Origin of the sequence: Actinomadura keratinilytica, from assembly GCF_039539665.1 — a bacterium.
GTDB lineage: Bacteria > Actinomycetota > Actinomycetes > Streptosporangiales > Streptosporangiaceae > Spirillospora > Spirillospora keratinilytica.
In genome coordinates, this window is the sequence record NZ_BAABDO010000095.1 from 1 (window position 1) to 26,106 (window position 26,106).

The 26,106-nt window shown below is 72.3% G+C and carries 21 protein-coding genes and 1 tRNA gene; 9 read left to right on the top strand and 13 right to left on the bottom strand.

Translation table 11 applies throughout. The features are described from left to right. The first annotated feature begins 2,124 nt into the window (after nt 1-2,124). Complete coding sequence (locus ABD879_RS24425; protein ID WP_345023932.1) at nt 2,125-3,471, top strand: hypothetical protein; 1,347 nt, start codon at nt 2,125-2,127, stop codon at nt 3,469-3,471. Between the two features lie 716 nt (nt 3,472-4,187). Here ABD879_RS24425 and ABD879_RS24430 read toward each other — a convergent pair. Further along, nucleotides 4,188-4,289, bottom strand: a tRNA-Arg gene (locus tag ABD879_RS24430). Between ABD879_RS24430 and ABD879_RS24435 the strand changes: the two genes are divergently transcribed. Beyond that, nucleotides 4,275-4,838 (top strand): hypothetical protein, encoded by a 564-nt coding sequence (locus ABD879_RS24435; RefSeq protein WP_345023933.1) that lies wholly within the window; start codon nt 4,275-4,277, stop codon nt 4,836-4,838. The genes ABD879_RS24430 and ABD879_RS24435 overlap by 15 nt on opposite strands. Nucleotides 4,839-6,036: 1,198 nt before the next feature. Here ABD879_RS24435 and ABD879_RS24440 read toward each other — a convergent pair. From ABD879_RS24440 to ABD879_RS24455, 4 genes are all read right to left on the bottom strand, one after another. Then, on the bottom strand, nt 6,037-6,597 hold the full coding sequence (locus ABD879_RS24440) for an ATP-binding protein (RefSeq protein ID WP_345023934.1): 561 nt from the start codon (nt 6,595-6,597) through the stop codon (nt 6,037-6,039). 277 nt (nt 6,598-6,874) lie between these two features. Next, nucleotides 6,875-8,770, bottom strand: a complete 1,896-nt coding sequence (locus ABD879_RS24445; protein WP_345023935.1) for a PAS domain-containing sensor histidine kinase — start codon at nt 8,768-8,770, stop codon at nt 6,875-6,877. A gap of 93 nt (nt 8,771-8,863) precedes the next feature. Then, on the bottom strand, nt 8,864-10,210 hold the full coding sequence (locus ABD879_RS24450) for a purine-cytosine permease family protein (RefSeq protein WP_345023936.1): 1,347 nt from the start codon (nt 10,208-10,210) through the stop codon (nt 8,864-8,866). Between the two features lie 201 nt (nt 10,211-10,411). After that, nucleotides 10,412-10,747, bottom strand: a complete 336-nt coding sequence (locus ABD879_RS24455) for a rhodanese-like domain-containing protein (protein ID WP_345023937.1) — start codon at nt 10,745-10,747, stop codon at nt 10,412-10,414. 46 nt (nt 10,748-10,793) lie between these two features. Between ABD879_RS24455 and ABD879_RS24460 the strand changes: the two genes are divergently transcribed. Further along, the gene (locus ABD879_RS24460) at nt 10,794-11,255 is read left to right on the top strand and encodes an SSI family serine proteinase inhibitor (protein ID WP_345023938.1); all 462 of its coding nucleotides are present in this window, start codon (nt 10,794-10,796) and stop codon (nt 11,253-11,255) included. A gap of 1,161 nt (nt 11,256-12,416) precedes the next feature. On the opposite strand, the gene ABD879_RS24465 is transcribed toward ABD879_RS24460, so the two are convergent. Then, nucleotides 12,417-13,280 (bottom strand): Fpg/Nei family DNA glycosylase, encoded by an 864-nt coding sequence (locus ABD879_RS24465; protein WP_345023939.1) that lies wholly within the window; start codon nt 13,278-13,280, stop codon nt 12,417-12,419. 338 nt (nt 13,281-13,618) lie between these two features. Between ABD879_RS24465 and ABD879_RS24470 the strand changes: the two genes are divergently transcribed. From ABD879_RS24470 to ABD879_RS24480, 3 genes are all read left to right on the top strand, one after another. Continuing rightward, nucleotides 13,619-13,825: a heavy-metal-associated domain-containing protein gene (locus ABD879_RS24470; protein WP_345023940.1), complete on the top strand. Its 207-nt coding sequence runs from the start codon at nt 13,619-13,621 to the stop codon at nt 13,823-13,825. Nucleotides 13,826-13,908: 83 nt separating this feature from the next. Next, the gene (locus tag ABD879_RS24475) at nt 13,909-14,862 is read left to right on the top strand and encodes a hypothetical protein (RefSeq protein WP_345023941.1); all 954 of its coding nucleotides are present in this window, start codon (nt 13,909-13,911) and stop codon (nt 14,860-14,862) included. A 30-nt stretch (nt 14,863-14,892) separates the two neighbouring features. Next, nucleotides 14,893-17,211 (top strand): heavy metal translocating P-type ATPase, encoded by a 2,319-nt coding sequence (locus ABD879_RS24480; RefSeq protein WP_345023942.1) that lies wholly within the window; start codon nt 14,893-14,895, stop codon nt 17,209-17,211. Between the two features lie 66 nt (nt 17,212-17,277). Here the strand turns inward: ABD879_RS24480 and ABD879_RS24485 are convergent, their stop codons facing one another. Further along, nucleotides 17,278-17,502: a hypothetical protein gene (locus ABD879_RS24485; protein WP_345023943.1), complete on the bottom strand. Its 225-nt coding sequence runs from the start codon at nt 17,500-17,502 to the stop codon at nt 17,278-17,280. A gap of 96 nt (nt 17,503-17,598) precedes the next feature. Further along, the gene (locus ABD879_RS24490; protein WP_345023944.1) at nt 17,599-17,997 is read right to left on the bottom strand and encodes a hypothetical protein; all 399 of its coding nucleotides are present in this window, start codon (nt 17,995-17,997) and stop codon (nt 17,599-17,601) included. Between the two features lie 457 nt (nt 17,998-18,454). Here ABD879_RS24490 and ABD879_RS24495 point away from each other — a divergent pair, with 457 nt between their 5' ends. Further along, nucleotides 18,455-19,021 carry an oxidoreductase gene (locus ABD879_RS24495; protein WP_345023945.1) on the top strand — a complete coding sequence of 189 codons (567 nt, stop codon included), beginning with the start codon at nt 18,455-18,457 and terminating at the stop codon, nt 19,019-19,021. Between the two features lie 208 nt (nt 19,022-19,229). Here the strand turns inward: ABD879_RS24495 and ABD879_RS24500 are convergent, their stop codons facing one another. The 3 genes from ABD879_RS24500 to ABD879_RS24510 form a co-directional block, all read right to left on the bottom strand. Then, on the bottom strand, nt 19,230-19,835 hold the full coding sequence (locus tag ABD879_RS24500; protein WP_345023946.1) for a TenA family protein: 606 nt from the start codon (nt 19,833-19,835) through the stop codon (nt 19,230-19,232). A 79-nt stretch (nt 19,836-19,914) separates the two neighbouring features. Then, nucleotides 19,915-21,273 carry an ABC transporter permease gene (locus ABD879_RS24505; protein WP_345023947.1) on the bottom strand — a complete coding sequence of 453 codons (1,359 nt, stop codon included), beginning with the start codon at nt 21,271-21,273 and terminating at the stop codon, nt 19,915-19,917. Further along, a complete protein-coding gene (locus ABD879_RS24510; RefSeq protein WP_345023948.1) occupies nt 21,270-22,022 on the bottom strand; it encodes an ABC transporter ATP-binding protein in 753 nt (250 codons plus the stop codon). Before ABD879_RS24510 ends, ABD879_RS24505 begins: the two co-directional genes overlap by 4 nt. A 195-nt stretch (nt 22,023-22,217) precedes the next feature. On the opposite strand from ABD879_RS24510, the gene ABD879_RS24515 reads away from it, so the two are divergent. Then, complete coding sequence (locus ABD879_RS24515; RefSeq protein WP_345023949.1) at nt 22,218-22,994, top strand: alpha/beta fold hydrolase; 777 nt, start codon at nt 22,218-22,220, stop codon at nt 22,992-22,994. Between the two features lie 358 nt (nt 22,995-23,352). Here ABD879_RS24515 and ABD879_RS24520 read toward each other — a convergent pair whose 3' ends face one another. Further along, nucleotides 23,353-23,961, bottom strand: a complete 609-nt coding sequence (locus ABD879_RS24520; RefSeq protein ID WP_345023950.1) for a TetR/AcrR family transcriptional regulator — start codon at nt 23,959-23,961, stop codon at nt 23,353-23,355. A gap of 190 nt (nt 23,962-24,151) precedes the next feature. On the opposite strand from ABD879_RS24520, the gene ABD879_RS24525 reads away from it, so the two are divergent. Continuing rightward, the gene (locus ABD879_RS24525; protein ID WP_345023951.1) at nt 24,152-24,736 is read left to right on the top strand and encodes an NADPH-dependent FMN reductase; all 585 of its coding nucleotides are present in this window, start codon (nt 24,152-24,154) and stop codon (nt 24,734-24,736) included. Between the two features lie 103 nt (nt 24,737-24,839). On the opposite strand, the gene ABD879_RS24530 is transcribed toward ABD879_RS24525, so the two are convergent. After that, the coding region (locus ABD879_RS24530; protein WP_345023952.1) for an outer membrane protein assembly factor BamB family protein at nt 24,840-26,106 on the bottom strand (1,267 nt) is incomplete at its 5' end.

Sequence of the window (26,106 nt, forward strand, 5' to 3'; positions counted from 1 at the left end):
GGGCGCCCCCGGCCGCGTCGGCGGACGCGCCTCGCCCTGCCCCGCCACGCCCGGATCGGCCAAGCCCGCCCCGCAGAGCATGGCCCCGCCTGCCGCAGCGGCCACCGCTTCACCCGGTCCCCGCCCACCGAACACGCCCGAAACCGGCACACCGGCCCCGGCTTGGTGTGACACCGCGGCCAGTGCCCAATCGGACTGACCATGTGCACCCGGCACGCTCCGTTCCAGCACGCCATCCGCACTCCGCCCCAGTGCGCCAGACGGGCGCGGGCTCGGCCTGCCGAATGCGTCCGAACCTGCGGCACTGCCCGCCGTTTCACCCGGCGCGTGCTGGTTCGGTGCACCGGATGCGAAGCGATGTGGGCTGCCCGGCAGGCTCGTGCCCGGCACAGCAGGCGCGTCCCAACCTGGAATCGATGACACTCCCTGCGTGGGACCAGTGGATGCACCTTGGGCGGGAGCGGACGTGGCTTGGCCAGGGACGCCCGTCCCCGTAACGCGACCCGCCGAGTTACCCGGCACGCTCCGATCCGGCGCGCCGAGTACAGCCCGTCGCGGCATGTCGGACGGACGCGGGCCTGGGGTGTTGGACGCGGCCCCGCCGACCACGTCGGATGCGCCCGATCGGGCGACGTCGGCCATCGTTTTGCTCGGTGGGTTGGGGGCTGGGGAGCCGTCCGTGGCCCGCTGCGGTGCACCGAGCTGGGCCCTGCCAGCGACACCGGCCGCCGTCCTGCTCGGCTCGCTCTGGTCCGGCGTGCCGCGCACAGGCCATCCGGGCACGTCGGGCGGGTGCGGGCCCGGTCTGCCGGACGTCGCCCCGCCACCCATGCCGGACGCGCTCGAACCGGCGACACCGGTCCCCGGCTCACCCGGCATCTCCGGGTCTGGCGCACCGTCACCAGCCTGTTCCGGCACGTCGGACGGACGCGGACCTTGCCTGCCGGACGCGCCCCAACCGGCGGCGTGTTCCACCGTTCTCCTCGGCATGCTCCGATCCGGTATGCCGTGCACGGCACGGCGCGGCATGTCGGGTGGGCGCGGGCCTGGGGTGTTGGACGCGGTCCCGCCGACCACGCCGGATGCGCCCGAATGGGTGACGTTGGCCGTCGTTTTGCCCGGCGGGTTAGGGGCCGGGGTGCCGTCCGCGATCCATTGCGGTGCACCGAGTTGGCTCTTGCCGGTGATACCGGTCGGCGCTTGGCTCGGCGCGCTTCCATGCGGTGCGGCTGATGCACCGTGGCCCGGTTGCGTGGGCGTGGGCTGTGGCCTGGCGGGTGGTGCCTGGCTGGGCACGCCTGGTGCGAAGCGTTGTGGGCTGCCGGGCGTTGTGTTCGGCACGCGGGAGGCGGCGCTGTCGGGGCCGCCCGTCGCCGGTTCGTTCGGGATGTTTCGGGGCTGCGTGTCAGGCGGGCGGGGGCGTGGCGCGGCGGTCGGGGGGCGGCTTGGGGGCGGGAACCCGCCGCCGGGGGTGGGCGGGGTTTGTGCGTTGGGCGCGCCAGGTGTCGCCCGGTTCGGCGCGTTGGGTGTGCCTTGGCCGTCGGCGGGTGCGGTGTGGCTTCGCCCCGTGGACGCGGCCCGGTTCTGTACGGGGGGTGTGGGCCGGTTCGGCGCGGGGGCGTTTGGAACAAAAGTGCGACCGGGAGGGATTAACCGTTCATTGGGGCCGTGCCCGGGCTCCTTCTGCACCGGGGGGTGCGGCTTCGGGGTGGGGGTGCTGGGGCGCGGGGAAAGGGCCTTGGCGAGGTGCTCGGAGAATTCCGCGAAGGACGATCCCTCGATCAGACGGTCGCCATCCGCGTCCTGAACCATCGCCCAGAAGTGGCCGGTGTAGGTGCCGTACCACAGGCAGACGCCGGGAAATCTGCGCCGCAACTCGGCAAGCGCCCGGTCGATGTCCGTGTCGAAGATCGATTCTTGGGAGTCGCTCACTGATGGGATTCTTTCCGTATGACGGGTCGTTCTGGTCGCGCGCGGCCGGCAACAGGGGGCGGGGCACCGGCCGCGCGCGTTGGCCGATTTTCGTGAGCCGCGTGCTTTACCGACCAGCACCGGTTATCGTCGGTCGCGGGGTGTTAACTCTGGGTGAGCGGCGGGGCCTGCCCACCACAAAACGTCTGTGGGGTGATCATGAACGACCGGCCCGTGAACACCACCGCGATGATCTGCATGCGGATCTACGCCCGGGTGTTCTCCCATCTCGCACGCATCAACAACCGCCCGAACAAGGCGATCGCCCGCGCCGCCGACTGCAGCGAGGCGTACATCTCACTGATCAAGAAAGGAGAGCGCCTCCCCACCCTGGAAACGACCATGACCCTCGACCAGGCGATCAGCGGCGAGGGCTGCCTGTTCGAGGTGCGCCGCCTGATCGAACAACTCCAGGATGAAATCGCCGCCAGCGGGCGTAACGTGAAAACACGTCTCGTAGTCTCCGGTAAGGAGCAAGGCCCTGTGAAGCGACGCGAACTCCTGCAGGACGGAGCGAAGGTCACCGCCGGTGCCACCATCGCCCCTGTTCTGGCCGCTCTCACCCAGGCATGGCAGGTCTCCGAGCCCAAGATCCCGGGCGCGAGCGTCTCCCAAGCAATGATCGACGACTGGGAGAACGCCGCAATCGTCTACGGCCAGCGGGCACGCCGCGAGCCACCGGCCACCATCCTTGAGGCACTCGCCGACGAGTTCAGCGCGATCGCCCCACACCTGGCCCGCGAACAGCCCGAAGAGGTACGCAAGGGGCTCACCCACGCCGCCGCGCAACATGCGCTGCTGATCGCTGGCAAGTTCGTGGATCTCGGAGACCGCAGGGAGTCCGGTCGGTGGTGGGCCAAGACCCGTGCCCTGAGCGACGAGTCCGGAGACATCATGCTCGCGTCCTGGGTGCGCAGCCGGGAGGTGCTCTCCCGGAGAGGTGACGCCTCCGAGGATCCCGCCGAGTTGCTCGTCCTGGCGCAGGAGGCGCAACAGCTCGTGGGAGATCGGCCCAGTGCTCCCCTCTCCTCGGCGCTGGCAGCGGAGGCGATGCTCCTCGCTCAGCTGGGACGTTTCGATGAGGCGGTCATCAAACTCCGGCAGGCGGAGATGGCGTTCGAGCGCATGCCCGCAAGCACGATCCTCGACCCGAACTGGGCCAAGCGCGGAGAGGGCCTGTGGTTCGACAAGAGCCTCATCTACACCCTCGCCAACGACGTCAAGCACGCCAAGGAGGCACAGGATACGGTGCTCAGCGGCCGAAGCCCCGAAGACGGACTCACCGCAACCAGTGTCCGGCTCCACGCCGCAGCGGTCCAGGCGCGCACCGACCCCAAGACCGGTATGGAGGAGGCCGCGCGGATCATCGACGCCATCCCGCCCCAGTACCGTCGGACGCGTCACCTGTCAGCCGCCCGGTTGGCACTGGACCTCGCCCCCGAGAAGGCACGCTCGCTCCCCGTGGCCAAGGACCTACGCGAACTCACCGAGGGCGTCTGACGCCCTCAAACGCGGCGGCGCTTCGCGGCAAGCGAGCGCGAAGCGCCAGCCACGCAAACTGCGGCAGCAGGGCCTGCTCGCGACCACGACACCCCCCACACAAGCGCCGCCTGGACACACGGCCCGACACAACCCGACCTCCCACCTCACTCAAGAAGCAATGGAACCCCCACCAAGACATCTGACGCGCCCTTGCACGGCGCTTCGCAACGAGTGACGTCGCGAAGCGCCCACGACGTGGGCAGAGGCGCCACCGGCAAGACCAGCCACACGCAACCATGCGCACCTGTGACGGTGCACACCCGCAGTCCTCACCAACCAAGTACGCCTCCGATAAGGAGCGAGGCCCCGTGAAGCGACGCGAACTCCTGCAGGACGGTGCGAAGGTCACCGCCGGTGCCACCATCGCCCCTGTTCTGGCCGCTCTCACCCAGGCATGGCAGGTCTCCGAGCCCAAGATCCCGGGCGCGAGCGTCTCCCAGTCGATGATCGACGACTGGGAGGACGCGGCACTCGTATACGGCCAGCGGGCACGCCGCGAGCCACCGGCCACCATCCTTGAGGCGCTCGCCGTCGAGTTCGGCGCGATCGCCCCGCACTTGGCCCGCGAGCAGCCCGAAGAGGTGCGCAAGGGGCTCACCCACGCCGCCGCACAGCACGCGCTGTTGATCGCCGGAAAGCTTTTGGATCTCGGAGACCGCAGGGAGTCGCACCGGTGGTGGATCAAGACGCGGTCGCTGAGCGACGAGTCCGGGGACGACATGCTCGCCGCCTGGGTCCGCAGCCGCGAAGCGCTCTACCGGTTGGGCGACCGATCCGACGACCTCTACGTGGTGTTGGCGGTCGCGCAGGAGGCAGGACGACTGGCGGGGGACCTCCCCAGTGCTCCGCTCGTCTCCGCACTGTGCGCCGAGGCCGGGGCTCTTGCTCGGCTGGGACGCCTTGACGAAGCCGTCGTCACACTCCGAAAGGCGGAGACGGCGTTCGAGCGCATGCCCGCAAGCACATCGTTTGATCCGCACTGGGCCAAGCGCGAAGAGGGCCTGTGGTTCGACAAGAGCCTCATCTACACACTCGCGAACGACGTCAAGCACGCCATGGAGGCACAGGACACGGTGCTCGGCGGCCGAGGCCCCGACGACACCCTGACCACCACGGGCGTCCGCCTCCACGCCGCGGCCCTCCACGTGCGCACCGACCCCAAGGCCGGTATGGAGGAAGCTGCGCGGATCATCGACGCCATCCCGCTCCAGCAGCGCCGGACGCGCTACCTGACGACCGCGCGGATGGTCCTGGACCTCGCCCCTGAGAACGCACGCTCGCTCTCCGTGGCCAAGGACCTGCGCGAACTCACCGAAGGCGCCTGACTCTCTCAAACGCGGCGGCGCTTCGCGGCACGCGAGCCGCGAAGCGCCAGCCACGCAAACTGCGGCAGCAGGGCCTGCTCGCGACCACGACACCCCCCACACAAGCGCCGCCTGGACACACGGCCCGACACAACCCGACCTCCCCACGATGGCGGAGATGTCGCGTTGCCATACCTCCAGCGTGATGATGCGGCCTCGACACCGAAACCACCAGCGGTGTCTCCGACCTGGAGTCTCGCTACCTCCGGAGTGATGATGCGGCGCGGCCTCCAGCTCGTCCAGAGACGCGCCCGCCGGTTGCGATACCTCCAGGGTGATGATGCGGCGCTATGAGACGACCGGCGAGCCGTGCAGCCCTTACTGGGTTGCGATACCTCCAGGGTGATGATGCGGCCCGAGGGTAAAGGCGCAGGTGGGCGCGGCTTGTGTATGGCCGTACAGGGTGGATTCTGCAGCAGTCCGGCGGTTGTGCAAGTGTGCAGGTCAGAGCGGTGCCGGTGAGCGGGTTGCCTCCCCCGCATCCCCCTGGTGGCCGCAGAGGTCGCCATGCTGCTCCTTGCGTTGTGCGGCCTGCCCGGCCGCAGCGGTGCATGGTCGGGGCGTCACCTTCCTGGAGGATGCGGCGTGCGTGACCTCACACAGACCGAGCAGTTGCCGGAAGGGTACGCGGGTGCGGCAGGTCGGTGGGGTATGACCCGGCGCGGACCCGTCATGCGTCGGCCGACCGTCGTACCCGGATGGCGTTGCGATGCCTGCAGGGTGATTCCGGGTGGAGCCGCAGCAGCGCTGTGAGCAGGGGGTAGCGCGGCCTGGTGGGCTTGGTGGGGCGGGTGGTGCCACGCACCGCCGCTTGGTGCCGGTTGCGGCGTCGGCAGGGCAGCTGGTGCCTTAGGGCGTGTTTCAAAGTAGGTGGAGCCAGAGAAGAGCCTGATAGCGGGCGGCGGGCTTGACAGGGCGGGTGTCCACGGCCCGACGGCATGGCGTCCCCGGTGGTCGGCCGGGTCGAAGGCGGGTGGACGACCGCTGCCGCTGTCGGGCCTGGTCTCCGCAACCGGGACCATGGCGGCGACGCTCGCCGCACTTTGAAGCACGGCCTAGGTGGGCCGACAAGAGGTTTGGAGTGCTCGGGCGGTGTCGACGGGGGCACGACAGCGCCCGAGCTTGACGAGAGACCATACAGGGCGCGCCGTGCGGCCGATCAAGCGGGGTATGCCCGTGTCGGCGTGGAGTGCGGGTAGTGGCCGTTGAGCAGGGGGTTTCCCGGGTCGTCCACCCCGTCGTCCAGGTCGAAGCCGTCGTCCAGGTCGAAGTTCGGCATGAGGGTGTGGGCGCCTGGATGGGATGCCGCGCCGTTGCCTCCGGTGCCGCGCGGGGCGTACAGGACGGCCCACACGGTGGTGACGCCCTCCTCGTGGCGGACGCCCCAGCCCTCCGCGAGGGCCTCCACGATGCTGAGGCCGCGTCCGCCGAGGGAGGACAGGGTGCCCGGCCCGCGCCGCGGCTCGGTGCTGGCGCCGCCGTCGCTGACGGCGACCTCCAGCCGCTCCCCGCGCCGCACCCACGTCACGCGGACCTGCCCGCACGGCAGCGGCCTGGCGTGCCGCAGGGCGTTGCTCATCAGTTCGCTGATGATGACGCCGGCGTCGTCCACGACCGACTCGAAGACCCCGGAGGCGAGCAGCTCGGAGCTGAGGCGCCGGCGCGCCGCGGCAACGCTGGACGGCGCATGAGGCAGCAATACGACGCTCGACGCCCTCACCTCCTCCTCGTCATCTCCGCTGCTCGGAGGCCCGTCATCCTCGGCGGTACCGACCGAAATGCCCTGATGATATTGACCGGAAACCCGGGTGAATCACCCGTCTCCCCAACAACGAGCGACATCCCCTCCGGTCACGCACTCAGCACCATCACAGGATCTATCCACCCTCCGGGTGGTTACTCCTCCTGCGAGCGTTTCGTCCGTCACACTGGGGGTTCACCGGAGTTTCACCTGCGTATCCGGTTCCCCAGCTGTCACGGCATCCGTCCGGATCCGGTCAGCCGCCTTCCTCAGCCCGGCACAGCACCAGGCGCATGCGGGTGCCGCGGCCCCCGGGCCCCGGGTGGGCGCTGACCTGGCCGCCCTGCGCCTCCGTCAGGCGTTTGACGATGTAGAGGCCGAGGCCGATGCCGCCGAACCGGCGGCGGTCGCCCGCATCGCCCTGGACGAACCGCTCGAACACCCGCTCGTGGTCGCCGGGCGCGATGCCGATGCCCTCGTCCTCCACCGTGACGACGATCGAGTCATCCTCCGGCCAGGCCCGCACGGTGACCGTGCCGCCGTCCGGGGAGTATTTCATCGCGTTCTCCAGCAGCTGGCCGAGGACGATGTCGGTGGCCATCGCGTCGCCCCGCGCCGGCGGCAGGCCGGGCGCCACCTCCAGCCGCACCGGGTGCGCCTCCGACAGCGACCGGAACCCCGCCACCACGCCCTCCAGCACGCGGGCCAGGTCGAACGTGTCGATGGTCACCGCCAGCTCGTCGCGTCCGGCCCGCGACCCCAGCAGCAGGTGCTCCACGAGGCGGCCGAGCGACTGGGCCCGTTCGGCGATCGTCGCGACGGCGGAGCGGCGGTCGGCGTCGGCCAGCTCGTCCCACCGGTTGACCAGCGTGCTGGCGAACCCCTGCACGACCGTGATCGGGGTGCGCAGCTCGTGGCTGGTGGTGGCCAGGAACAGGTCCTTGGCCTCCTCCAGCGCCTTGGCCTCGCTGACGTCGCGGAAGTCGACCACGACCTCGCCGGTCTCCTCGATCTCGGCGGCCAGCACGTTCAGCCAGATGCCCGACGGCAGCGGAAAGGTGGTCATCTCGCCGGGGGCGGGCGCCTCGAACGGCAGCGGCCGGCCGATCGCCTCCTCCGGCGGCACCCCGGTCAGGTGGTGCGCGGCCGGATTCCACTGCCGCACCACGCCGTCGCGGTCGAGCACGGCGATGCCGTCCGCACTGGAGTCGATCACGGCGCGTTCGTGCGCGCGCTGCCGGACCACCTCGGCGTAGGCCACCGCGTTGCCGACCGCGACCCCGGCGTGCCCGGCGAGCAGCTCCAGCAGCTCCAGCTCGGTGTGCCCGACGCGGCGGCCGGAGAACAGCGCGTACAGCGCCCCGTACGGCTCGTTCTGCAGGAACGACAGGCCCAGCGCCACCGTGTGCAGGCCGGGCAGCTCGGACCAGATCAGGTCGTCCAGCCGCCGCTCCCCGCCCGCCAGCATCACGGTCTTGCCCGAGCGCAGCAGCTCCCCGACGAGGCTGGAGCGCAGGTCGGCGGTGGCGCCGCGCATGTGCTCGGGCAGCCCGTTGACGGTGACCAGCCGCAGCCGGTCCCGCTCCAGCCGCACGAAGCCGCCCGCGTCCGCGCCGGTCAGCTCGATCAGCGCGGCGGTGATCCGGTCCAGCACCGTGTCCAGGTCCAGTTCGGCGTTCAGGTCGGCGACGATGTCGTTGAGCCGCCGCACCAGCCGGGCCCGCTCGGCCATGTGGTGCTGGACGACCTCGTCCTCCTCGACCGGGCGGTACACCCCGACCCAGCCGAGCAGCCGGCCGTCGCGGTCCTGCAGGACGCTGGTGTCGATGCGCACGTCGATGAGCCGCCCGTCGCGGCGCAGGCGCCGGGTGGCGATGGAGATCTGCCCGGTGTCGGCGCTCTCCAGGCCCTCGGCGCCGCGCCGGGTCAGCAGCCGCTCCTGGACGGCGTTGTGCTCGGCCTTCAGCTCGTCCGGCACGATCGGCGCGACGCGGCCGAGCACCTCCTCGGCCGTCCAGCCGAACATGCGCTCGGCCGCCGGGTTCCACACGGTGACGCGCTGCCGGTCGTCGACGGCCACGATCGCATCGGCCGCGCACTCGACGACGGCGCGCGCGGTCGGGCCGTGGACGTCGTGCTGCACGTCTGCCATCGTGCCACCGGACCTCGTCCCGCCGAGAGCCAACGACTTGCGAAAGGTTCTCACGTCGTGACGCTCTCCGCCGGAAGAACGCGCCTGTTCGTCCTATCGGCCGCGGAACCGGGCGATCCGCCCGACCAGCAGGGTGACCAGCGCGGCCACCAGGAACGACAGCAGCGACGCGCTCATCCAGGACGGCGGCGCGATTCCCAGCGCCTCCCGCACGTCCCGCCACAGCGCCGCCCACCAGCCGACCGACCCGGGGTTGACCAGCTGGTACGCCGCGAACCCGACCGCCCACGCGGCGATCATGCTCCACCGGGCCGGGGCGGTGCGGGACAGGTCCCAGCCGCCGCGGCCGCGGCCGAGGAAGAAGTCGGCGGCCAGCACGCCCAGCATGGGCACGAACACCGACCCGATCAGCGACAGGAAACCGGCGTAGTCGCCGATGTTCAGCACCAGCGCCAGCGCGGTGGTGCCCGCCCCCAGCGTCACCGTCAGCACCCGCCGGTCGGCGCGCGGCACCAGGTTCTGGATCGACACGGCGGTGGAGTAGACGTTGGCGAACGACTGGTCCGCCTCGCGCAGCACGAACACCGCGAAGACCACCGCCCCCAGGGTGACGTGCAGGAACGGGTCGAACACCTGCGCCGAGTCGCCCGCCACCAGGGCCAGCGCCAGCAGTCCGAGGACATAGGCGACGATCTGGGTGGCCGAGTAGCCGACGGCGGCGGCGCCGAACGCGCCGCGCGCGCTGCGGGCGTGCCGGGTGTAGTCGGCCGCGACCGGCACCCACGAGATCGACACGGCCAGCGCCGCGTCCGCGCCGATCCAGAAGCCGCCCCACGACCCCTCGGTCAGGTCCGGCAGCGGCTCGCGCAGCAGCTGGACGTAGAAGTAGACCAGCGCGACCAGCACCGCCGCGGTGACGTACCGGCGCAGCAGCCGCACCGAGCCGAGCGGACGGATCGTCAGCGCCGTGGTCAGCACCCCGGCGGCCACCACGTACACCCAGCGCGGCACCCCGTCGTACAGGGCCCGCGCCGCGTCCGCGATCACGATCAGCTCGAACGTGCCCCACCCGACGAGCTGGGCGACGTTCAGCACGGTCGGCGCGTACGACAGCCGCGCCCCGAACAGGCCGCGCAGCAGCACCATCGCGGGCTGCCCGGTGCGCGCGCCCGGCACCGCCGACAGGCCGAGCATCAGCCCGCCGATCGCGGTGCCGACGATCATCGCGACGATGCCCGCCGCGATCGACAGGGTCGGCGCCCCGTTCTCGTCGGGCGCCAGCACCGTGTACGCGCCGGAGAACGCGAACAGGCTGACGCCCAGGTTGGCCCAGAACGCGCTCTGGTCCCAGAAGCCGAGGACCTTCGGCGCGGGTTCGTCGAGGGTGTAGGGGACCTCGTCGCGAGGACTCGTCCCGTGGACGGCGGACGACGACGTCAAGGGGCACGCTCCCTACGCCGGCATTACCCGGACAGGTTCATGCGGTCGGCGACGCCGTGCGGTGCCCGCGCCGGGTGCCGTCGCGGCGGCCCGGCCACAGTCGCCCTCTCAGCCCGGTGTGTCGGCCCGAGCTCCCGCGGTCAGACGGTGAACGCTGCAGATCGTACAGTCAGCGTCAAACTCCGACAAAAAGCCCCTCGGTCAGGCCACGTAGGCGGGTCCGTCGCCCGAGGACTCCATGGGCCGTCCGACCTCGGCCCAGCGCTTCATTCCGCCGTCGACGTTCTTGGCCAGCCAGCCCGCGTTGTTGAGCGCGATGGTCACCTGCGCCGAGCGCATGCCGGAGCGGCAGATGACGTAGACGTCCCGGTCTCGCGGCACCTCGGCGGCGCGGTCGCTCAGCTCGCCCATCGGGATGTGCACCGCCTGAGGCGCGTGGCCCGCGTCCCACTCGTCCTGCTCGCGCACGTCCAGCAGGTAGGCGTCCTGCGGAACGTCCGCGGCGTCGACGGCGGGAACGTCTTCCCCGAAATTCATCACACCCCCATGGAACCGCGCGGAACCCCCCTGCGTCGAATCACGCATGCGGTACCGGACGCTGATTTTCACGACGCCCGCACTCGCCACTCTCCTGTCCCTGTCGGCCTGCGGTTCCGAACAGGCGGCGGATTCCCCCCGCGACAACGCCTCGGGCACCACGACCGTCCAGCCGTCCCGCTCCCCGGCCGCCCAGCTGACGGTCGAGGTACGCGCATCGGCCAAGGCCGCCCCAAAGACCTGGACCCTGACCTGCGACCCCGCCGGGGGCGACCACCCCGACGCCGCCAAGGCATGCGCGGCCCTGAACAAGGCCCAGGACCCGTTCAAGCCGGTCTCGCCGCAGCAGATCTGCACCGAGATCTACGGCGGCCCCCAGGAGGCCAAGGTCAAGGGCACCTGGCGCGGCCAGCAGATCGACGCGGGCTTCACCCGCAAGAACGGCTGTGAACTGCACCGCTGGAACCAGGTGGCCCCCCTGTTCGGCGACGCGGCCAACGGCAGCTGACGAGTCCTCCCCGCTCGCACTCGCCACTGAAACACGCCCACGTCCCCATCAACAACACCAAATACCGCCACGCGACCTCACGCTGCGGCACATGCAGGGCGTCACCCGGCCCAAGCAAGCCGCCAGGAAGCCCCCCGGCACGCCTGCCACGGCCCCTGTGACTGCGCTGCCTGTTCGATCTGCGCGCCCCTAGCGGCGTGCACGAATGCAGCACCCGAGCGGCGCACGACCCTGCACCCGCCGCGGCCCGGTACGTCGCCTTTCGACCTGCGCGCCCCGGCGGCATGAACGCTTCGCATACCGCGTGGGCGGGGAAGCCTGCTGCGCCACGCTCCGTGGCGTCGCTCGGCGTGCAGTGCTCGCGCGGTGTGGACGTCGCATTGGCGAGCGGCTCGGACGCCTACCGTCACGCGACCGGGTCCATCGATGGCCCCCGCCCATCGCTGTCGGCGTCCCACGTGGAGCGGGCCCTGGGCCTGCCGGTGACACGGCCAGCGCCCCGAATGGCACAACCCTTTGTCCGCCGCGCCTGCGTGGCCGCATCACTCGTTCAACTTGCGCGCCCCAGCGGCAAGAAACGGCCACTTGGCCCACCGCATGGAGCCGGGGCCACGCGCTGTGCCGCGCGTAGGAGGCGCCTGACGCGCCTGCACTCGCGCGATGTGAGTGCCGCATCAGCGAACGACTCCAATGCCTCCCCCGCGCGACGCGTCCGGCGACCACCCCCGCCGAATGCCACCCGCACTACGCACAGCGCCCCCTTCTCCACTCGCACCAGTTGGCGCGGGCGTGCAGCTCCCGAGTGGCGCACCCCTGCACCCGCCCCAACTCCCGTGGCCGCCTTGTCTGTTCGATCTCCGCGCCCATGGCGGTGTGCACGAATGCCGGTACTTGCCCAGGGGGGCCGTTGCCCGGCGTCGCCCGTCTGACCTGTGCTCCCGGTGATACGGCCGCTCCGCCAACTGCGCGGGGTCGGGCGTTGCCCGGCGCGCCCGTGCCGCACGGTGGGATCTTCGCGTCGGCGGACGGTTCGAGCGCCCACTGTCACGTGCATGTCGACGTGCTCGTGTGGTGTGGATGCCGCGTCGGCAAGCGGTTCGAAAGGGCACTCTCGTGCGGGGACCTGGGCTGCCTTCGAGCCTCCGCTGTGACTTCGGGAAGCTACTTGAGGAGGCGGGAGAGGCGGCGGTCGGCCAGGGGCTTGCCGCCGGTCTGGCAGGTGGGGCAGTACTGGAGCGAGGAGTCGGCGAAGGACACCTCGCGGATCGTGTCGCCGCAGACGGGGCACTTCTCGCCGGTGCGGCCGTGCACGCGCAGGCCGGTCTTCTTCTCGCCCTTGAGGTCCTGGGCGGCCAGGCCGGTGGAGCGGGCCACGGCGTCGCGCAGGGTGGTGACGATCGCCTCGTGCAGGCCGGCGATCTCGTCGTCGGTCAGCGTGTCGGCGATCTTGAACGGGGACATCCGGGCGGCGTGCAGCACCTCGTCGGAGTAGGCGTTGCCGATGCCCGCGATGATCCGCTGGTCGCGCAGCAGGCCCTTGATCTGCGTACGGCGCCCCCGGATGATGCCGCGCAGCGCCTCGGCGGTGAAGCCCTCGTCCAGCGGGTCCGGGCCGAGCGTGGCGATGCCCGGCACCTCGGCCGGGGCGCGGACGACGTACACGGCCAGGCCCTTCTTGGAGCCCGCCTCGGTGAGGTCGAAGCCCGAGCCGTCGTCCAGGTGCACTCTCACCCCCAGGGGGTTCTTGCCGCCGGGCCGGGCGGGCCGCGGGGGGACCTGCTCGCGCCAGCGCAGCCAACCGGCCCGGGCCAGGTGGACGACCAGGTGCAGACCGTCGACGTCGAGGTCGAGGAACTTGCCGTGCCGGGCGACGCCGGTGATCGACAGGCCCGCCAGGGCCGTGACCGGGGGATCATAGGTCTTGAGCGCGGGGACGGCGAGGACGTCGACGCGGGCGACGGCGTGGCCGACCGCCCGTTCGCGCAGGAAGGCGGCGAGGGCCTCGACCTCTGGCAGTTCGGGCATGACTCACAGTATCCGAGGCGTCCCGGACCCCTTGTCCACAGGTTTCCACACCCCTGTGGAAACCTGTGGACAACCCTGTGCACAACTCCGGATCGGCCCGTCCGGTGGGGGGTTTCACTCGAAATACCACTACAAACAGTGCCTTTTGCCGTCGAGTCCCCCGCCGACGCGCGTCGGAAGCCTGTGGATAACCTGGTTCGCGGGTGATGTGCCGAGAATCACCCGGGTCGTCCGATAACCCCTAGGGGGTAGGGGTTGCGAGTGCTGTGCCGGGTGCGTAGCATGACCCTCGTCAGATACCCCTAGGGGGTAAAATCAGGGATGAGGGGAACGTCGCGATGAGCACCGCCACCTACACCGTCACCGGGATGACCTGCGGTCACTGCGTCAGCTCCGTCAAGGAGGAGGTCGGCGAGATCGACGGTGTGACCGCCGTGGACGTGGACCTGGCCAGCGGGCGGGTCACGGTCACCAGCGAGGGGCCGATCGACGACGACAAGGTCCGCGCGGCCGTGGCAGAGGCCGGATACGAGGTGACGGCCTGACCCGGCCGTCTCCCGCCCGCCCCGTCCCGGCGCGCTGATCCGCGCCGGGCGGAGGGGGACGACCGCATACGGCGGCCGCCACGGTGAACGAGGGAAGCGAGCAGCAGACCATGAACACGGCGATCAAGCTGGGGGCGTTCGCCTTGGGCCTGGCGGCCGTCTTCGGCGGTGCGGCGGGGGTCGGCGCGGCCGTCGGGCCGATCGACGCCACCGCCGGCACGCACAAGGCCGAGAGCACGGTCCGGAACACGTCCGCGCACGTCCCGGCGGGGCTCCAGGTGTCCCAGGACGGCTACACGCTCACGCCCGAGACCACGACGATCACCCCGGGCGAGCGCACCGACTTCCGGTTCTCGGTGACGGGGCCGGACGGCGAACCCGTCACCCGCTTCGAACCCCTGCACGGCAAGCCGCTGCACCTGATCGTGGCGCGCCGCGACCTGTCGGGGTTCCAGCACCTGCATCCGACCGAGGCGGGCGGCGGCGTCTGGACCGTTCCGCTGACGCTGCCCGACCCCGGCCCCTACCGGTTCTTCACCGACTTCAAGGCCGCGAGCGCGGCCGAGCAGCTCACGCTCGGCACCGACGTGACGGCGCCGGGCGACTACCGGCCGCGTACCGTGCCGCCCGCCGGGCAGGTCGCGAAGGCGGACGGCTACGAGGTCGAGCTGACCGGCACCTTGGTTCCGGGACGGACGAGCAGGCTCACCCTCTCGGTGAGCCGGGACGGCCGGCCGGTCACCGACCTGGAGCCGTACCTGGAGGCGTACGGGCACCTGGTCGCGCTGCGCGACCAGGACATGGCCTACCTGCACGTCCACCCGGACGGTACGCCCGGCGACGGCCGCACCCGGCCGGGCCCGGACGTGACGTTCGAAGTCGAAGTGCCGAGCCCGGGAAGATACCGCCTCTACCTGGACTTCCAGCATGGGGGCAAGGTCCGCACGGCCGCATTCACGGCGGTGGCCGGGAACACGGCGGCGCCGACCGCTCCGGCCGAGGAGGGCGGCGATGACGGACACGGGCACGGGCACTGATCCCGCGGGCGATCGACGAGGAGGAAGGCGATGAGCACGGGCGACGCGTCCGGGCGGATCGAGCTGGCGATCGGCGGGATGACCTGCGCCTCGTGCGCCGCCCGCATCGAACGCAAGCTGAACAAGCTGGAGGGCGTGACCGCGACGGTCAACTTCGCCACCGAGAAGGCCACGGTCCAGGCGCCCCCGGGCGTCACGCCCGAAGAGCTGATCGCCACGGTGGAGAAGGCCGGGTACACCGCGACGCTGCCGCAGCCGCCGCGTGACGAGACGGCCGAGGACGGCCGGGACGAAGCCGACCGGGAGCTGCGCCCCCTGCGGCAACGGCTGATCACGTCGCTGGTGCTGGCCGTGCCGGTGATCGCAATGGCGATGGTCCCGGCGCTGCAGTTCGAGTACTGGCAGTGGCTGTCGCTGACGTTGGCCGCGCCCGTGGTCGTCTACGGCGGATGGCCGTTCCACCGGGCGGCCTGGACGAACCTGCGGCACGGCACGGCGACCATGGACACCCTGGTGTCGCTGGGCACGCTGGCGGCGTTCGGGTGGTCGCTGTGGGCGCTGTTCTTCGGCTCCGCCGGGGAACCGGGCATGCGGCACGGGTTCGAGTTCACCATGACCCGCTCGGACGGGTCGGCCGACATCTACCTGGAGGCCGCCGCCGGGGTGACCGCGTTCCTGCTGGCCGGGCGGTACTTCGAGGCGCGGTCCAAGCGCCGGGCGGGCGCGGCGCTGCGCGCGCTGCTGGAGCTGGGCGCCAAGGAGGTCTCGGTCGTCCGCGAGAACGGTCGCGAGGAGCGCATCCCGGTGGAACGGCTGGCCGTGGGCGATGTATTCGTCGTCCGCCCCGGCGAGAAGATCGCCACGGACGGGGTGGTCGAGGAGGGCTCCTCGGCCGTGGACGCCTCGATGCTGACCGGCGAGTCGGTGCCGGTCGAGGTCGGCCCCGGCGACGCGGTGGTCGGCGCCACCGTCAACGCGGGCGGGCGGCTGCTGGTGCGCGCGACCCGGGTCGGCGCGGACACGCAGCTGGCGCAGATGGCCCGGCTGGTGGAGGAGGCGCAGACGGGCAAGGCGGCGGTGCAGCGGCTGGCCGACCGGATCTCCGCGGTGTTCGTCCCGATCGTGATCGCGCTGGCCGCGGCCACGCTGGGCTTCTGGCTCGGTGCGGGCGCGCAGCCGGCGGCCGCGTTCACCGCGGCGGTCGCGGTGCTGATCATCGCCTGCCCGTGCGCGCTGGGCCTGGCCACGCCGACCGCGCTGATGGTCGGCACGGGACGCGGCGCCCAGCTCGGCATCCTGATCAAGGGCCCGGAGGTGCTGGAGTCCACCCGGCGCATCGACACCGTCGTGCTGGACAAGACCGGCACCGTCACCACCGGCGTCATGGCGCTGGTGGACGTGCACACCGCCGACGGCGTCGACGCCGGCGAGGCGCTGCGGCTGGCGGGCGCGCTGGAGCACGCGTCCGAGCACCCCATCGCCCGCGCCATCGCCGCCGGAGCCGCCGAACGCGTCGGCGCCCTGCCGACCGTCGAGGACTTCGCCAACATCGAGGGGCTGGGCGTCCAGGGCATGGTGGACGGGCACGCCGTGGTCGCCGGACGTCCGCAGCTGCTCGCCGAGTGGTCCCAGCACCTGACTCCCGAACTGGAGAAGGCGATGGCCGCGGCCCGCGAGCGCGGGCACACCGCCGTGGCCGTCGGCTGGGACGGCCGGGCCCGCGCGGTCATCACCGTGGCCGACCAGATCAAGCCGACCTCCGCCGAGGCCGTGGCGCGGCTGCGCGCGCTGGGGCTGCGTCCGGTGCTGCTGACCGGCGACGACGAGACCGTCGCCCGCACCGTCGCCGGGCAGGTGGGCATCGAGGAGGTCATCGCCGAGGTGCTGCCCGCCGACAAGGTCGCCGTCGTCAAGCGGCTGCAGGACGAGGGCCGCACCGTGGCGATGGTCGGGGACGGCGTCAACGACGCCGCCGCCCTGGCCCAGGCCGACCTCGGCCTGGCGATGGGCACCGGCACCGACGTGGCGATCGAGGCGTCCGACCTGACCCTGGTGCGCGGCGACCTGCGCACCGCCGCCGACGCCATCGCCCTGTCGCGGCGGACCCTGCGCACCATCAAGGGCAACCTGTTCTGGGCGTTCGCCTACAACGTGGCCGCGCTGCCGCTGGCGGCCGCCGGGCTGCTCACCCCGATGATCGCCGGTGCGGCCATGGCGTTCTCCTCGGTGTTCGTCGTCAGCAACAGCCTGCGGCTGCGCCGCTTCCGCCCGGTCGGGGACGCCTCGGCCCTGCCCGGCGGGACGGCCCGTCCCGCCGCCCCCCGCGCGGAGGTCTCCGCCGACCGCTGACCGCTCGCGAACGCGAGGGACCACGGCCTCGTCGCCGTGGTCCCTCGCCGTCCTACCGGTGCCGGCTCAGCGCTGCCGCGGGACGATGGGCCCGGCCGGAAGCACCTTCACCCGCAGGCTGGTGCAGTTCTGGCAGACCGGGTCGATCCAGGGCGGCTGCGCGGCCACACCGTCCAGACGCCAGGCGACCGCGTGGCCGCCATGGCCGCCGCCGGCGTGCCGCGCCTCGTACAGGGCCTCCCACACCCGCAAGCAGTGCAGGCAGTGGAAGCGCCATTTCTCCGTGACCACGTGAACGTTTCCTAGGCGCATGCGGAATCCCACTTCTGGACGTGACGGATCTCAGAAGTGCGGGCTGGGGCCGGACACGGCCGTCCCGCGGCGCGTTTACGTACGGGAGACGTTCAGCTCGATGAGCCGCCTGGCGCCGGTAACCCCGACCGGACGCTCGTCGGCCCGCCGCGCTGTGGGGGACGGCTGCGCGGACGCGTCCAGCGAGGCCGGCGCGCGGACGAGGGCGAGCTGGCGCGTCCGGCCCGCGGCCTGCGGGCGGACGGCCTCGTGCTCCCCGGTCGACTCGCCGCGTCCGGTGTCGCGTTCACCCGAGTTGGCGGCGCGGAGGATCTCCTCGTCGGCGACCAGCGATGTGATGGCGGCGCACGGCGCCACCTCCGAGCACGCCCCGGACGCCCCGGTCAGCAGGACGACCAGCCCCAGCAGGACCGGCCAGAGAACCGCCCCCGATGGGCCGGTCGCCGGTGTCCGCCGGAATCGGCTCGCTACCACACAGCGAACCCTACCTTACTCTCTGTATAATTGAAGTAACTTTAAGTAATGCCAAGGGCGATCCTTGTCCTGTCCGGGACAAGTCCATGAGAGCGTGTGTCGGCTCTCGTCGGCACAATGTCCGTCAAATCCAGGTTTGACCTTTTGGTCGGCCGCTCTCCGGCCGATGCCCGCGTCGCTTGGACCGGCGACGCGCACACACGACGTGCCCGTCGGCGCCGTCCGCATGACCATCTGTGGCGTGCGTGCGGCGGTGCTGGCCGGGCCCGGTGACGCTGCCGGACGGCGGACCGCCCCTCGCGCCGTCCCCCGTCCGCGTCGAGCACGCGCGGATCTTCACCAAGGACGGCTGGCTCGACCACGTCACACCGCGTGCGATGACCACGGCGCACGCCGAGGCCGCGATCGCCGCCTTCGCCGCCGAGGCCCGCACGCGATCCGCGCCGGGTTCGACGGGGTGGAGGTGCACGGCGCCAACGGCTACCTCGTCCAGCAGTTCCTCGCCGAGAACACCAACCGGCGCACCGACCGCTTCGGCGGCTCCCTCACCCGGCGCCTGCGTTTCGCGGTCGAGGTCGTGGAGGCCGTCGCCGCCGAGGTCGGAGCCGAACGGGTCGGCCTGCGCATCTCCCCGGACAACCCCGAGAACGAGATCGCCGAAGAGGACCCGCAGGGCACCTACCGCACACTGGTCGGCACCCTCGCCCCGCTCGGCCTGGCGTACCTGCACGTCATCGAACGCGGCGACTACCCGGCCCTGGCCGACCTGCGCCGCCGCCGGCCCGGGACCCTCATCGCCAACTTCAACGGCCCCCAGCCGACCACTCGCGAGGCGGGGGAGAAGGTGCTGGCGGACCTGGCCGATCTCTTCTCCTACGGCCGCCTGTTCATCGCCAACCCCGACCTGCCCAGCCGCTTCGCCGCCGACGCCCCACTTGCCCCGATTCGGGAAGACCTCATCTACGGCGGCGGGGCTGAGGGCTACACCGACTACCCGGCCCTAACGGCGGCACCTCTCGGCTGACCTGGCCCCCGCTCCCCGAACTCGCCCGGCATGGCCCTCCAGACCCGGTAGGGGACACACCTCCCCGGTCACTTGGCGTCGGCGCCGCCGTCCGAGCGTCCCGGGTGAACAGCCCCGCTGTCGCCCAGGCACGCGCTCTTCCGTTCGGGGTGCGGCCGTGCGGCGACAGTGCCGTCGCGGCCGCACCCCCGGCAGCGGTTTGGGAGCGCTACGGAACGCTCCAGAAGGCGAGTTCGTGGCGCATGCCTTCGCGGAAGAGCTCCTCCGCGCGGGCGGGGTCGGGGTCGGCCTCGTCGATCATCTGGGCGATGCGCCGGGTGAGGGCGACGAAGTCGGGGTCGTTGTAGGTGTCCACCCAGCGGCGGTAGCGGGGGTCGGCCGGAGGGTTCTCGGCGAGGCGGGCGCCCAGGGTGGCGTAGCCCCACATGCACGGGTAGAGGGCGGCCAGCCCGTCGGCGTAGTCGGCGGCGCTGTCCAGCAGGAATTTCGTGTACGCGGCGCAGGCCGGGCCCTTGACGGCGTTGTCCAGGTCGGCGCCGAACGGCTCGGCCAGGGAGCGGTGCAGGGATAGTTCCACGTGAAACGTCGAGTGCGCCAGGTCGACCAGGTCGCCCAGGTGGTCGGACGGCGCCTGCCACGCCAGGCGGCAGAAGACCCGCACGTAGTCCAGCAGGTACAGGTAGTCCTGCTCCAGCCAGGACCGGAACACCGCGTCATCGAGGTCGCCGCGGGCGATGCCCGCCACGGTCGGATGCGCGAGCTGCTCCTCGACGAGGGGAAGGCCGATCTTCTCCAGATGTGCCGCAACGCTCATGGCCGTCAGTGTCCCATCATGCGTGGTCCGGGGCGGTTCGCGGGGAACCGCCCCGGACCGCCCGGAGCATCGTCGTGGATCAGACGGCCACCGCCTCGACGGCGGGGGTGCGCAGTGCGCGGCGGGTCGTGGCCAGGCTGGTGGTCAGAGCGAGGAGGGCGGCCACGGCGACGACTCCGGCGTAGACGGCGAGGGTGTCGTCCGGCAGCGGGTCGCCGGTGCGGGCGTACGTGAACGGGACGATCGTGCACAGGGCGGCGATCGTGCCGAACACCACGCCGACGACGGTCAGCACCGCGGCCTCCAGGCCCGTCACGGCGAGCACCTGGCGGGGCGTGGCGCCGGTGAGCCGCTGGCGGGCGAACTCGCCGCGCCGGTCCATGGTCGTTGCGATCAGCGTGTTGATCAGCATGATCGCCGCGAACAGCACCAGCATCCCGACGACGACGAAGTTGAGGGTCTTGATGTTGTCCTGCTCGACGGAGGCCCGCAGGCCCTCGGCGGCGAGCGCGGCGTCGTCGACGCGCTGCATGTAGATGGTGCCGGTGGCGATGCCGGTGAACAGGATGATCGGCATCAGCGCCCCGGCCAGCTGCTGGGTCCGTCCGCTCAGGTTGTGCCGGGCGAGGTACCCGGCGGCGCCCGCGGCCGCCAGCGGCCCGGCCAGCAGGCGGGCCGAGGCGCTCAGCAGCATCGGGCCGAGCAGGGCGAACCCGACGGCGACCCAGATGGACGTCTGCCCGGCGGTCTGCATGGCGTCGGAGCCCTCGCCGCGCATCACCGTGGCGGTGACGATGGCGAGGTCGGCGCCCAGCAGCAGGAACAGCAGGGCGAAGACGACGCGCTTGCGGCTGGTGCGGCCGCTGCGGGTGCCCGCCTCCAGCAGCGTCTCGGTGACCCGCATGCGGGTGGTGCGCCGCGCGGTCAGCAGGGCCGCGAACGTCGATCCGGCGAACGTCACCGCCGCCCCGATCGTCAGGGCGAACGGGCCGAAGGCGTACTCCACGCCGGGCGCCACCTGGCCGGTGTCGATCAGCAGGTCCAGCAGCAGGCGCCCGCCGAGCAGGGCCGGGACGATCGCGGCCAGCGTGCCGGCCAGGCCGAGCGCGGCCGCCTCGCCGACGATCATCCGGCGGATCTGGGCGGGGGTGGCGCCGGCGCTCTTGAGCAGGGCGATCTCGTCGGTGCGCTGGCGCACGGCCAGCGACAGCGTGGAGGTGACGGAGAAGGCCACCATGATCAGCCCCCAGCCGCCCACCACGCTCGCCATGGTGATCAGGGTCTCCCGGCTGGTCGCCGGCACCCCGTCGGCGACGGCGGTGTCGAGCAGGGACGCGAACGCCATGACGAGCGTCCCGCCGAGGAACGTGGCGCAGAACGCGGCGGCGAACGCGCCGGTGCGGTGGCGCAGGGAACGCAGGGCGAGTCCGAACATCATGCCGGTCGCACCCCCACCCGAAGGTCGTCGCCCAGGTGGGCCAGCCGCTCGGCGACGGCCTCGGGCGAGGGGGCGAGCATGCTCCCGGCCAGGCGCCCGTCGGCCAGGAAGATCACCGAGTCGGCGTGTGCGGCGGCGACCGGGTCGTGGGTGACCATCACGATGGTCTGCCCGTCCCGCCGGACCGTCTCCCGCAGCAGGGCCAGCACCTCGCGTGCGCTGCGGGTGTCCAGCGCGCCGGTCGGCTCGTCGGCGAAGACGATCTGCGGCTGGGTGACCAGGGCGCGGGCGATGGCGACGCGCTGCTGCTGGCCGCCGGACAGTTCGGCGGGCCGGTGGCTGAGCCGGTCGCCGAGGCCGACGCGGCGCAGCGTCGCTATGGCGCGGGCCTTGTCGACCGGCATCCCGGCCAGCCGGCGCGGCAGCAGGACGTTCTGCAGGACGGTCAGCGTCGGCATCAGGTTGAACCGCTGGAAGACGAACCCGATGCGCTCGCGCCGGAACTTGGTGAGCGCGGTCTCGTCGTCGCCGGTCATCTCCGCGCCGGCGACGTACACCCGGCCCGCGGTGGGACGGTCGAGCCCGGCCGCGCAGTGCAGCAGGGTGCTCTTGCCGGAGCCGGACGGTCCCATGACGGCGGTGAACGTCCCCATGGGGAGGCTCAGCGACACGCCGTCGAGGGCGGTCACCGTTCCGTACTGCTTGCGCACGGCCACCAGCCGCAGCGCTTCGCCGTTGTGTGGGGTCATCGTGTTCGCCTCCGTGCGGCGTCTTAGGGGCCTCGGTCGGTGTCGTGGTCGACGCTACGGAGCGGATCCGGCCGTCTCGATGGGCGCAACACCTCTCCTGGGGTAGGGGAAAGTCCACCCCGAGATTTGTATCGATCACTACATATAGTGTCCTAGGATTCTGTATCGAGCGCTAAAGAACAGTGGAGGAGCAGCATGAGCAGGTTCGCGCGCACGGTTCGCGGCACCGGCGGGCCGGGGGTGGCCCTCGCCCACGGCGCGGGCGGCGGCATCGAGCCCAACTACGGCCCGATCCTGGACGGCCTGGCCGAGGGCCGCACCGTCGTCGGCGTCGACTACCCGGGCACCGGCGGGACGCCGCGGTCCGACGTCCCGCTCACCCTCGACCGGCTGGCCGACGAGCTGGTCGGCGCCGCCGTGGACGAGGGCCTGGACACCTTCTCGATCGTCGGCTACTCGCTCGGCGGCCCCGTCGCGGTCCGCGCCGCCACCCGCCACCCCGACCGGGTGAAGGCACTGGTGCTGACGGCGACGTTCGCGCGCCCCGACAACCACCTGCGCCTGCTCGCCGACCTGTGGGCGCGCCTGCTGGAGCTTGCGGACCGCACGGCGCTCGGCGACTTCCTCACGTTCGTCGCGCCGGGCCCGTCCGCGCTGGCCGCCCTGCCGGAGGACGGCCTCGCCGATGCCGCGGCCGCGACCGCCGCCACCGTCCCGCCGGGCGCGCCCGAGCACGTCGACCTGGTCCGGCGCGTCGACGTCCGCGCCGAGCTGGCCGCGCTGACGGTCCCGGCGCTGGTCGTCGTCACCACCGCCGACCGGCTCGTCCCGCCGCCCGTCCAGCGCGACGTGGCCGCCCGCATCCCCGGCGCCCGCGCGGCCGAGCTGGACTCCGGCCACCTGCCGTTCGCCGAACGCCCCGACGAGTGGCTGAAGCTGATCACAACGTTCCTCGACGAGACCGCCGCATAGGCCCTGTCGGCGGATCTTGGCAGCCGGGGCGTCCGCCGTCCGTGCGGCTCTGTGGCACCGCCGCCGTGTGCGAGCGGGCTGGGACGGCGGCCGCCCGCCCGACTCCGACGCGGCCGCCCTGCCCACATTGCAACGTGGACGGACGCGCACCAACCGGTTCGGGCGCCACCCGGCCGTGGCCACCCGCTCCGCCACGCTCCCGCTGGCCACCAGGCCGTCCTGCTGAGGTCACCGCCATCAGCGAATGGCTCAACCGGCTTCGAAGCACGACCTGGCCCCGCGGCAGCTGCCGGGTGGACGGCGCAACCGGTCGCCTCCCTGAATGACGGCGAGGGGGCGGTGGCGGGGTGGTGCGGGGTCAGGCGGGGGAGGGGGGCCAGGCGTGCATGGCCATGGCGGCGACGCGTTCCAGGTCGGCGCGGGTGGCGCCGTCCTGGGCCTGGCGGGACATGCCCTGGATGACGGCGGCGAAGAAGGTGGCCAGCCCGGTGACGTCGGTCCAGTCGGGCAGCAGCCCGGCGCGGACGTCGGCGGCGATGCGGTCGGCGATCCTCTGCTTGGTGGCCAGCCGCATGGCGCGCAGCTCCTCGGCGACGTCGGCGCAGTCGGGGCCGTGGTTGGCGGTCGCGGTGATGATGAGGCAGCCGGGCGGGTGGGACGGATCGGTGTAGTCGGCGGCCAACTCGCGCAGCATGCGGCCGATGGCGCGTTCGGCGGTGGGCTCCTCGGTGAGCGCGCGCGTCACCAGCACCCCGTGCCGCTCCTCGTAGCGGCGGACGCACTCGCCGAACAGCGCGCGCTTGTCGCCGAACGCCGCGTACAGGCTGGGCGGCCGGATCCCCATGGCGGCGGTCAGCGTGGCGATGGACGTCGCCTCGTAGCCGTGCCGCCAGAACTCCACCAGCGCCTTCTCCAGCGCCGCGTCCCGGTCGAAGGCGCGCGGACGGCCCGGTGTCCTGGTGGTCATGCCGACCATTCTATAACGTTCGATACAAATTTCGGCGGCCGGCCACTTGACCTCGACTTCACTTGAGGTCTCACGCTGGGGTCAGGCAATCGGCCCAGTCGGGTGACAGATGCCCGCCGCCGCGGCCGCGCCTACCGTCATCCTCACCCGCGAAACATTCCTGACCAGCGCGAATGCCACGGAGAGAGACATGACCGAGACCCCACTGCGCGTGGCGATCATCATCGGCAGCACCCGCGAGGGCCGGTTCGGCGCCCGGGTGGCGGACTGGTTCGCCGAGCAGGCCGCCGCCCGCCCCGACATGATCGTCGACGTCGTGGACCAGGCCCGGCGGCCCCTCCCCCAGGTCGGCGCCGAGCCGGCCGACGACGAGCAGGCCGCCGCGGCCGCGCGGGTGCGGCGCACGCTCGACGCCGCCGACGCCTTCGTGATCGTGACGCCGGAGTACAACCACAGCTACCCGGCCCCGCTGAAGAACCTCATCGACCTGCACTACACCGAGTGGCGCGCCAAGCCGGTCGCGTTCGTGTCGTACGGCGGCATGGCGGGCGGGCAGCGCGCGGTGGAGCACCTGCGGCAGGTCCTGGTCGAGCTGCACGCCACCACCATCCGCGACACCGTCAGCTTCCACAACGCGTGGGACGACTTCGACGCCGACGGACGCCTGCGGAACCCCTCCGCCGGCAACGCCGCCGCCAAGGTGCTGCTCGACCAGCTCGCCTGGTGGGCGCACGCGCTGCGCGAGGCCAGGGCCAAGCGCCCCTACGCCGCGTGAGCCCCCGGCGCACGGCAGGCCCGGGGCGGCCCGGCCGGCGGCCGCCCCCGGCCTCCGCAAAGAACGCGGCCCGCCTTGCGAACCCGTGCGTCTCCCAGGCCCGTCACAGCTCGGGGCGGACGGCGTGGATGACGGAGTCGTCGATCGCGCAGTAGGCGATGCCGTCCACCACGGTGACCTGCTTCACCGAACCGACGACGGGAGCCGTTTCGGGGTCGAAGCGGTAGCGGACGCGGCCGCTCGCCAGGTCGGCCACGGTCAGCCCGTCGACCGCCCCGTAGTAGACCAGGGGCCCGGAGACGATCGGCCGTCCGCCGAGGCCCTGCCCGACGCCGAGTTCCCAGCGGAGCCGGCCGGAGGCGGCGTCCAGGGCGACGATCCGTCCCTCGTTGTCGGTGGTCACCACCAGGCCGCCGCTCACAGTGGGCTGCAGGAAGGCCCGCGACGCCGGACTGCCCTGCCCGCGCAGGACGAGGTGCTTCCACCGCAGGCGCCCCGTCCCCGCGTCGACGGCGTACAGCGTGCCGTTCTGGCCGCCGACGTAGACGGTGCCGCCGATGATCGCCACCGGCACCTCCAGCATCGCGCGAGGCGCCGCGTCGCCGCCCAGGGCCGTCTCCCACCGCTGCTTGCCCGTGGCCGCGTCGAGGCCGCGCACGGCGCCGTCCTCGCCGACCACCGCCACCAGGCCGCCCGCCGCCGCGGGCGTCGCGCCGACGGCCGCACGCGTGCGCGTCTGCCAGCGGGCACTGCCGGTGGCGGCGTCCACCCCGTAGACGAAGCCGTCGCGGGCGCCGAAGTAGCACACGCCGCCCGCCACCGCCGCGTTCGTCATGACGTCGCTGTCGACGCGGTACTGCCAGGCCGCCCGGCCGCTCGCCGCGTCGAACCCGGACAGCCCGGCCTCCCCGGCGCGGCTGTAGGTCATGCACACGACGTCGCCGGCCGGGACGATGGCGGGCACCTGCGTCTGGTTGCGCACCGTCTGCCTCCACAGGCTTCGGCCCGTCGCCGCGTCGAACGCCGTCAGCACCTGCTCGCCGCCGCCGGTGGCGCAGACGAACCCCCGGCCGTTCAGCAGCACGGCGGGCGTGTCGCGGGCCGCCGTGAAGTCGCCGCGCCACCGCTGCCGCCCGGTGCGCGCGTCGAGCGCGAAGGTGCGCCCGGACAGCGCGGCGGCGGCGAACGCGTACACGGTGCCGTCCGCCACGGCGAGCGGCGCCCGGACGTTCATGTCGTCGGGGATCTCGAACGTCCAGCGGACCGGCGAGTCGCCGCGGCGCAGCAGCAGGACGCCCGCCGCGCCCGCCAGCACGGCGGCGGCGGCGCCGCCCGCGCCGAGGGCCAGGAACAGGCGGCGGCTCGGCGCG

Coding starts and splice junctions, on each gene's coding strand:
- ABD879_RS24445 (WP_345023935.1), bottom strand. CDS start 8,770: ATGGCAGACGTGCAGCACGACGTCCACGGCCCGACCGCGCGCGCCGTC.
- ABD879_RS24455 (WP_345023937.1), bottom strand. CDS start 10,747: ATGAATTTCGGGGAAGACGTTCCCGCCGTCGACGCCGCGGACGTTCCG.
- ABD879_RS24460 (WP_345023938.1), top strand. CDS start 10,794: ATGCGGTACCGGACGCTGATTTTCACGACGCCCGCACTCGCCACTCTC.
- ABD879_RS24465 (WP_345023939.1), bottom strand. CDS start 13,280: ATGCCCGAACTGCCAGAGGTCGAGGCCCTCGCCGCCTTCCTGCGCGAA.
- ABD879_RS24470 (WP_345023940.1), top strand. CDS start 13,619: ATGAGCACCGCCACCTACACCGTCACCGGGATGACCTGCGGTCACTGC.
- ABD879_RS24480 (WP_345023942.1), top strand. CDS start 14,893: ATGAGCACGGGCGACGCGTCCGGGCGGATCGAGCTGGCGATCGGCGGG.
- ABD879_RS24500 (WP_345023946.1), bottom strand. CDS start 19,835: ATGAGCGTTGCGGCACATCTGGAGAAGATCGGCCTTCCCCTCGTCGAG.
- ABD879_RS24505 (WP_345023947.1), bottom strand. CDS start 21,273: ATGATGTTCGGACTCGCCCTGCGTTCCCTGCGCCACCGCACCGGCGCG.
- ABD879_RS24510 (WP_345023948.1), bottom strand. CDS start 22,022: ATGACCCCACACAACGGCGAAGCGCTGCGGCTGGTGGCCGTGCGCAAG.
- ABD879_RS24515 (WP_345023949.1), top strand. CDS start 22,218: ATGAGCAGGTTCGCGCGCACGGTTCGCGGCACCGGCGGGCCGGGGGTG.
- ABD879_RS24520 (WP_345023950.1), bottom strand. CDS start 23,961: ATGACCACCAGGACACCGGGCCGTCCGCGCGCCTTCGACCGGGACGCG.
- ABD879_RS24525 (WP_345023951.1), top strand. CDS start 24,152: ATGACCGAGACCCCACTGCGCGTGGCGATCATCATCGGCAGCACCCGC.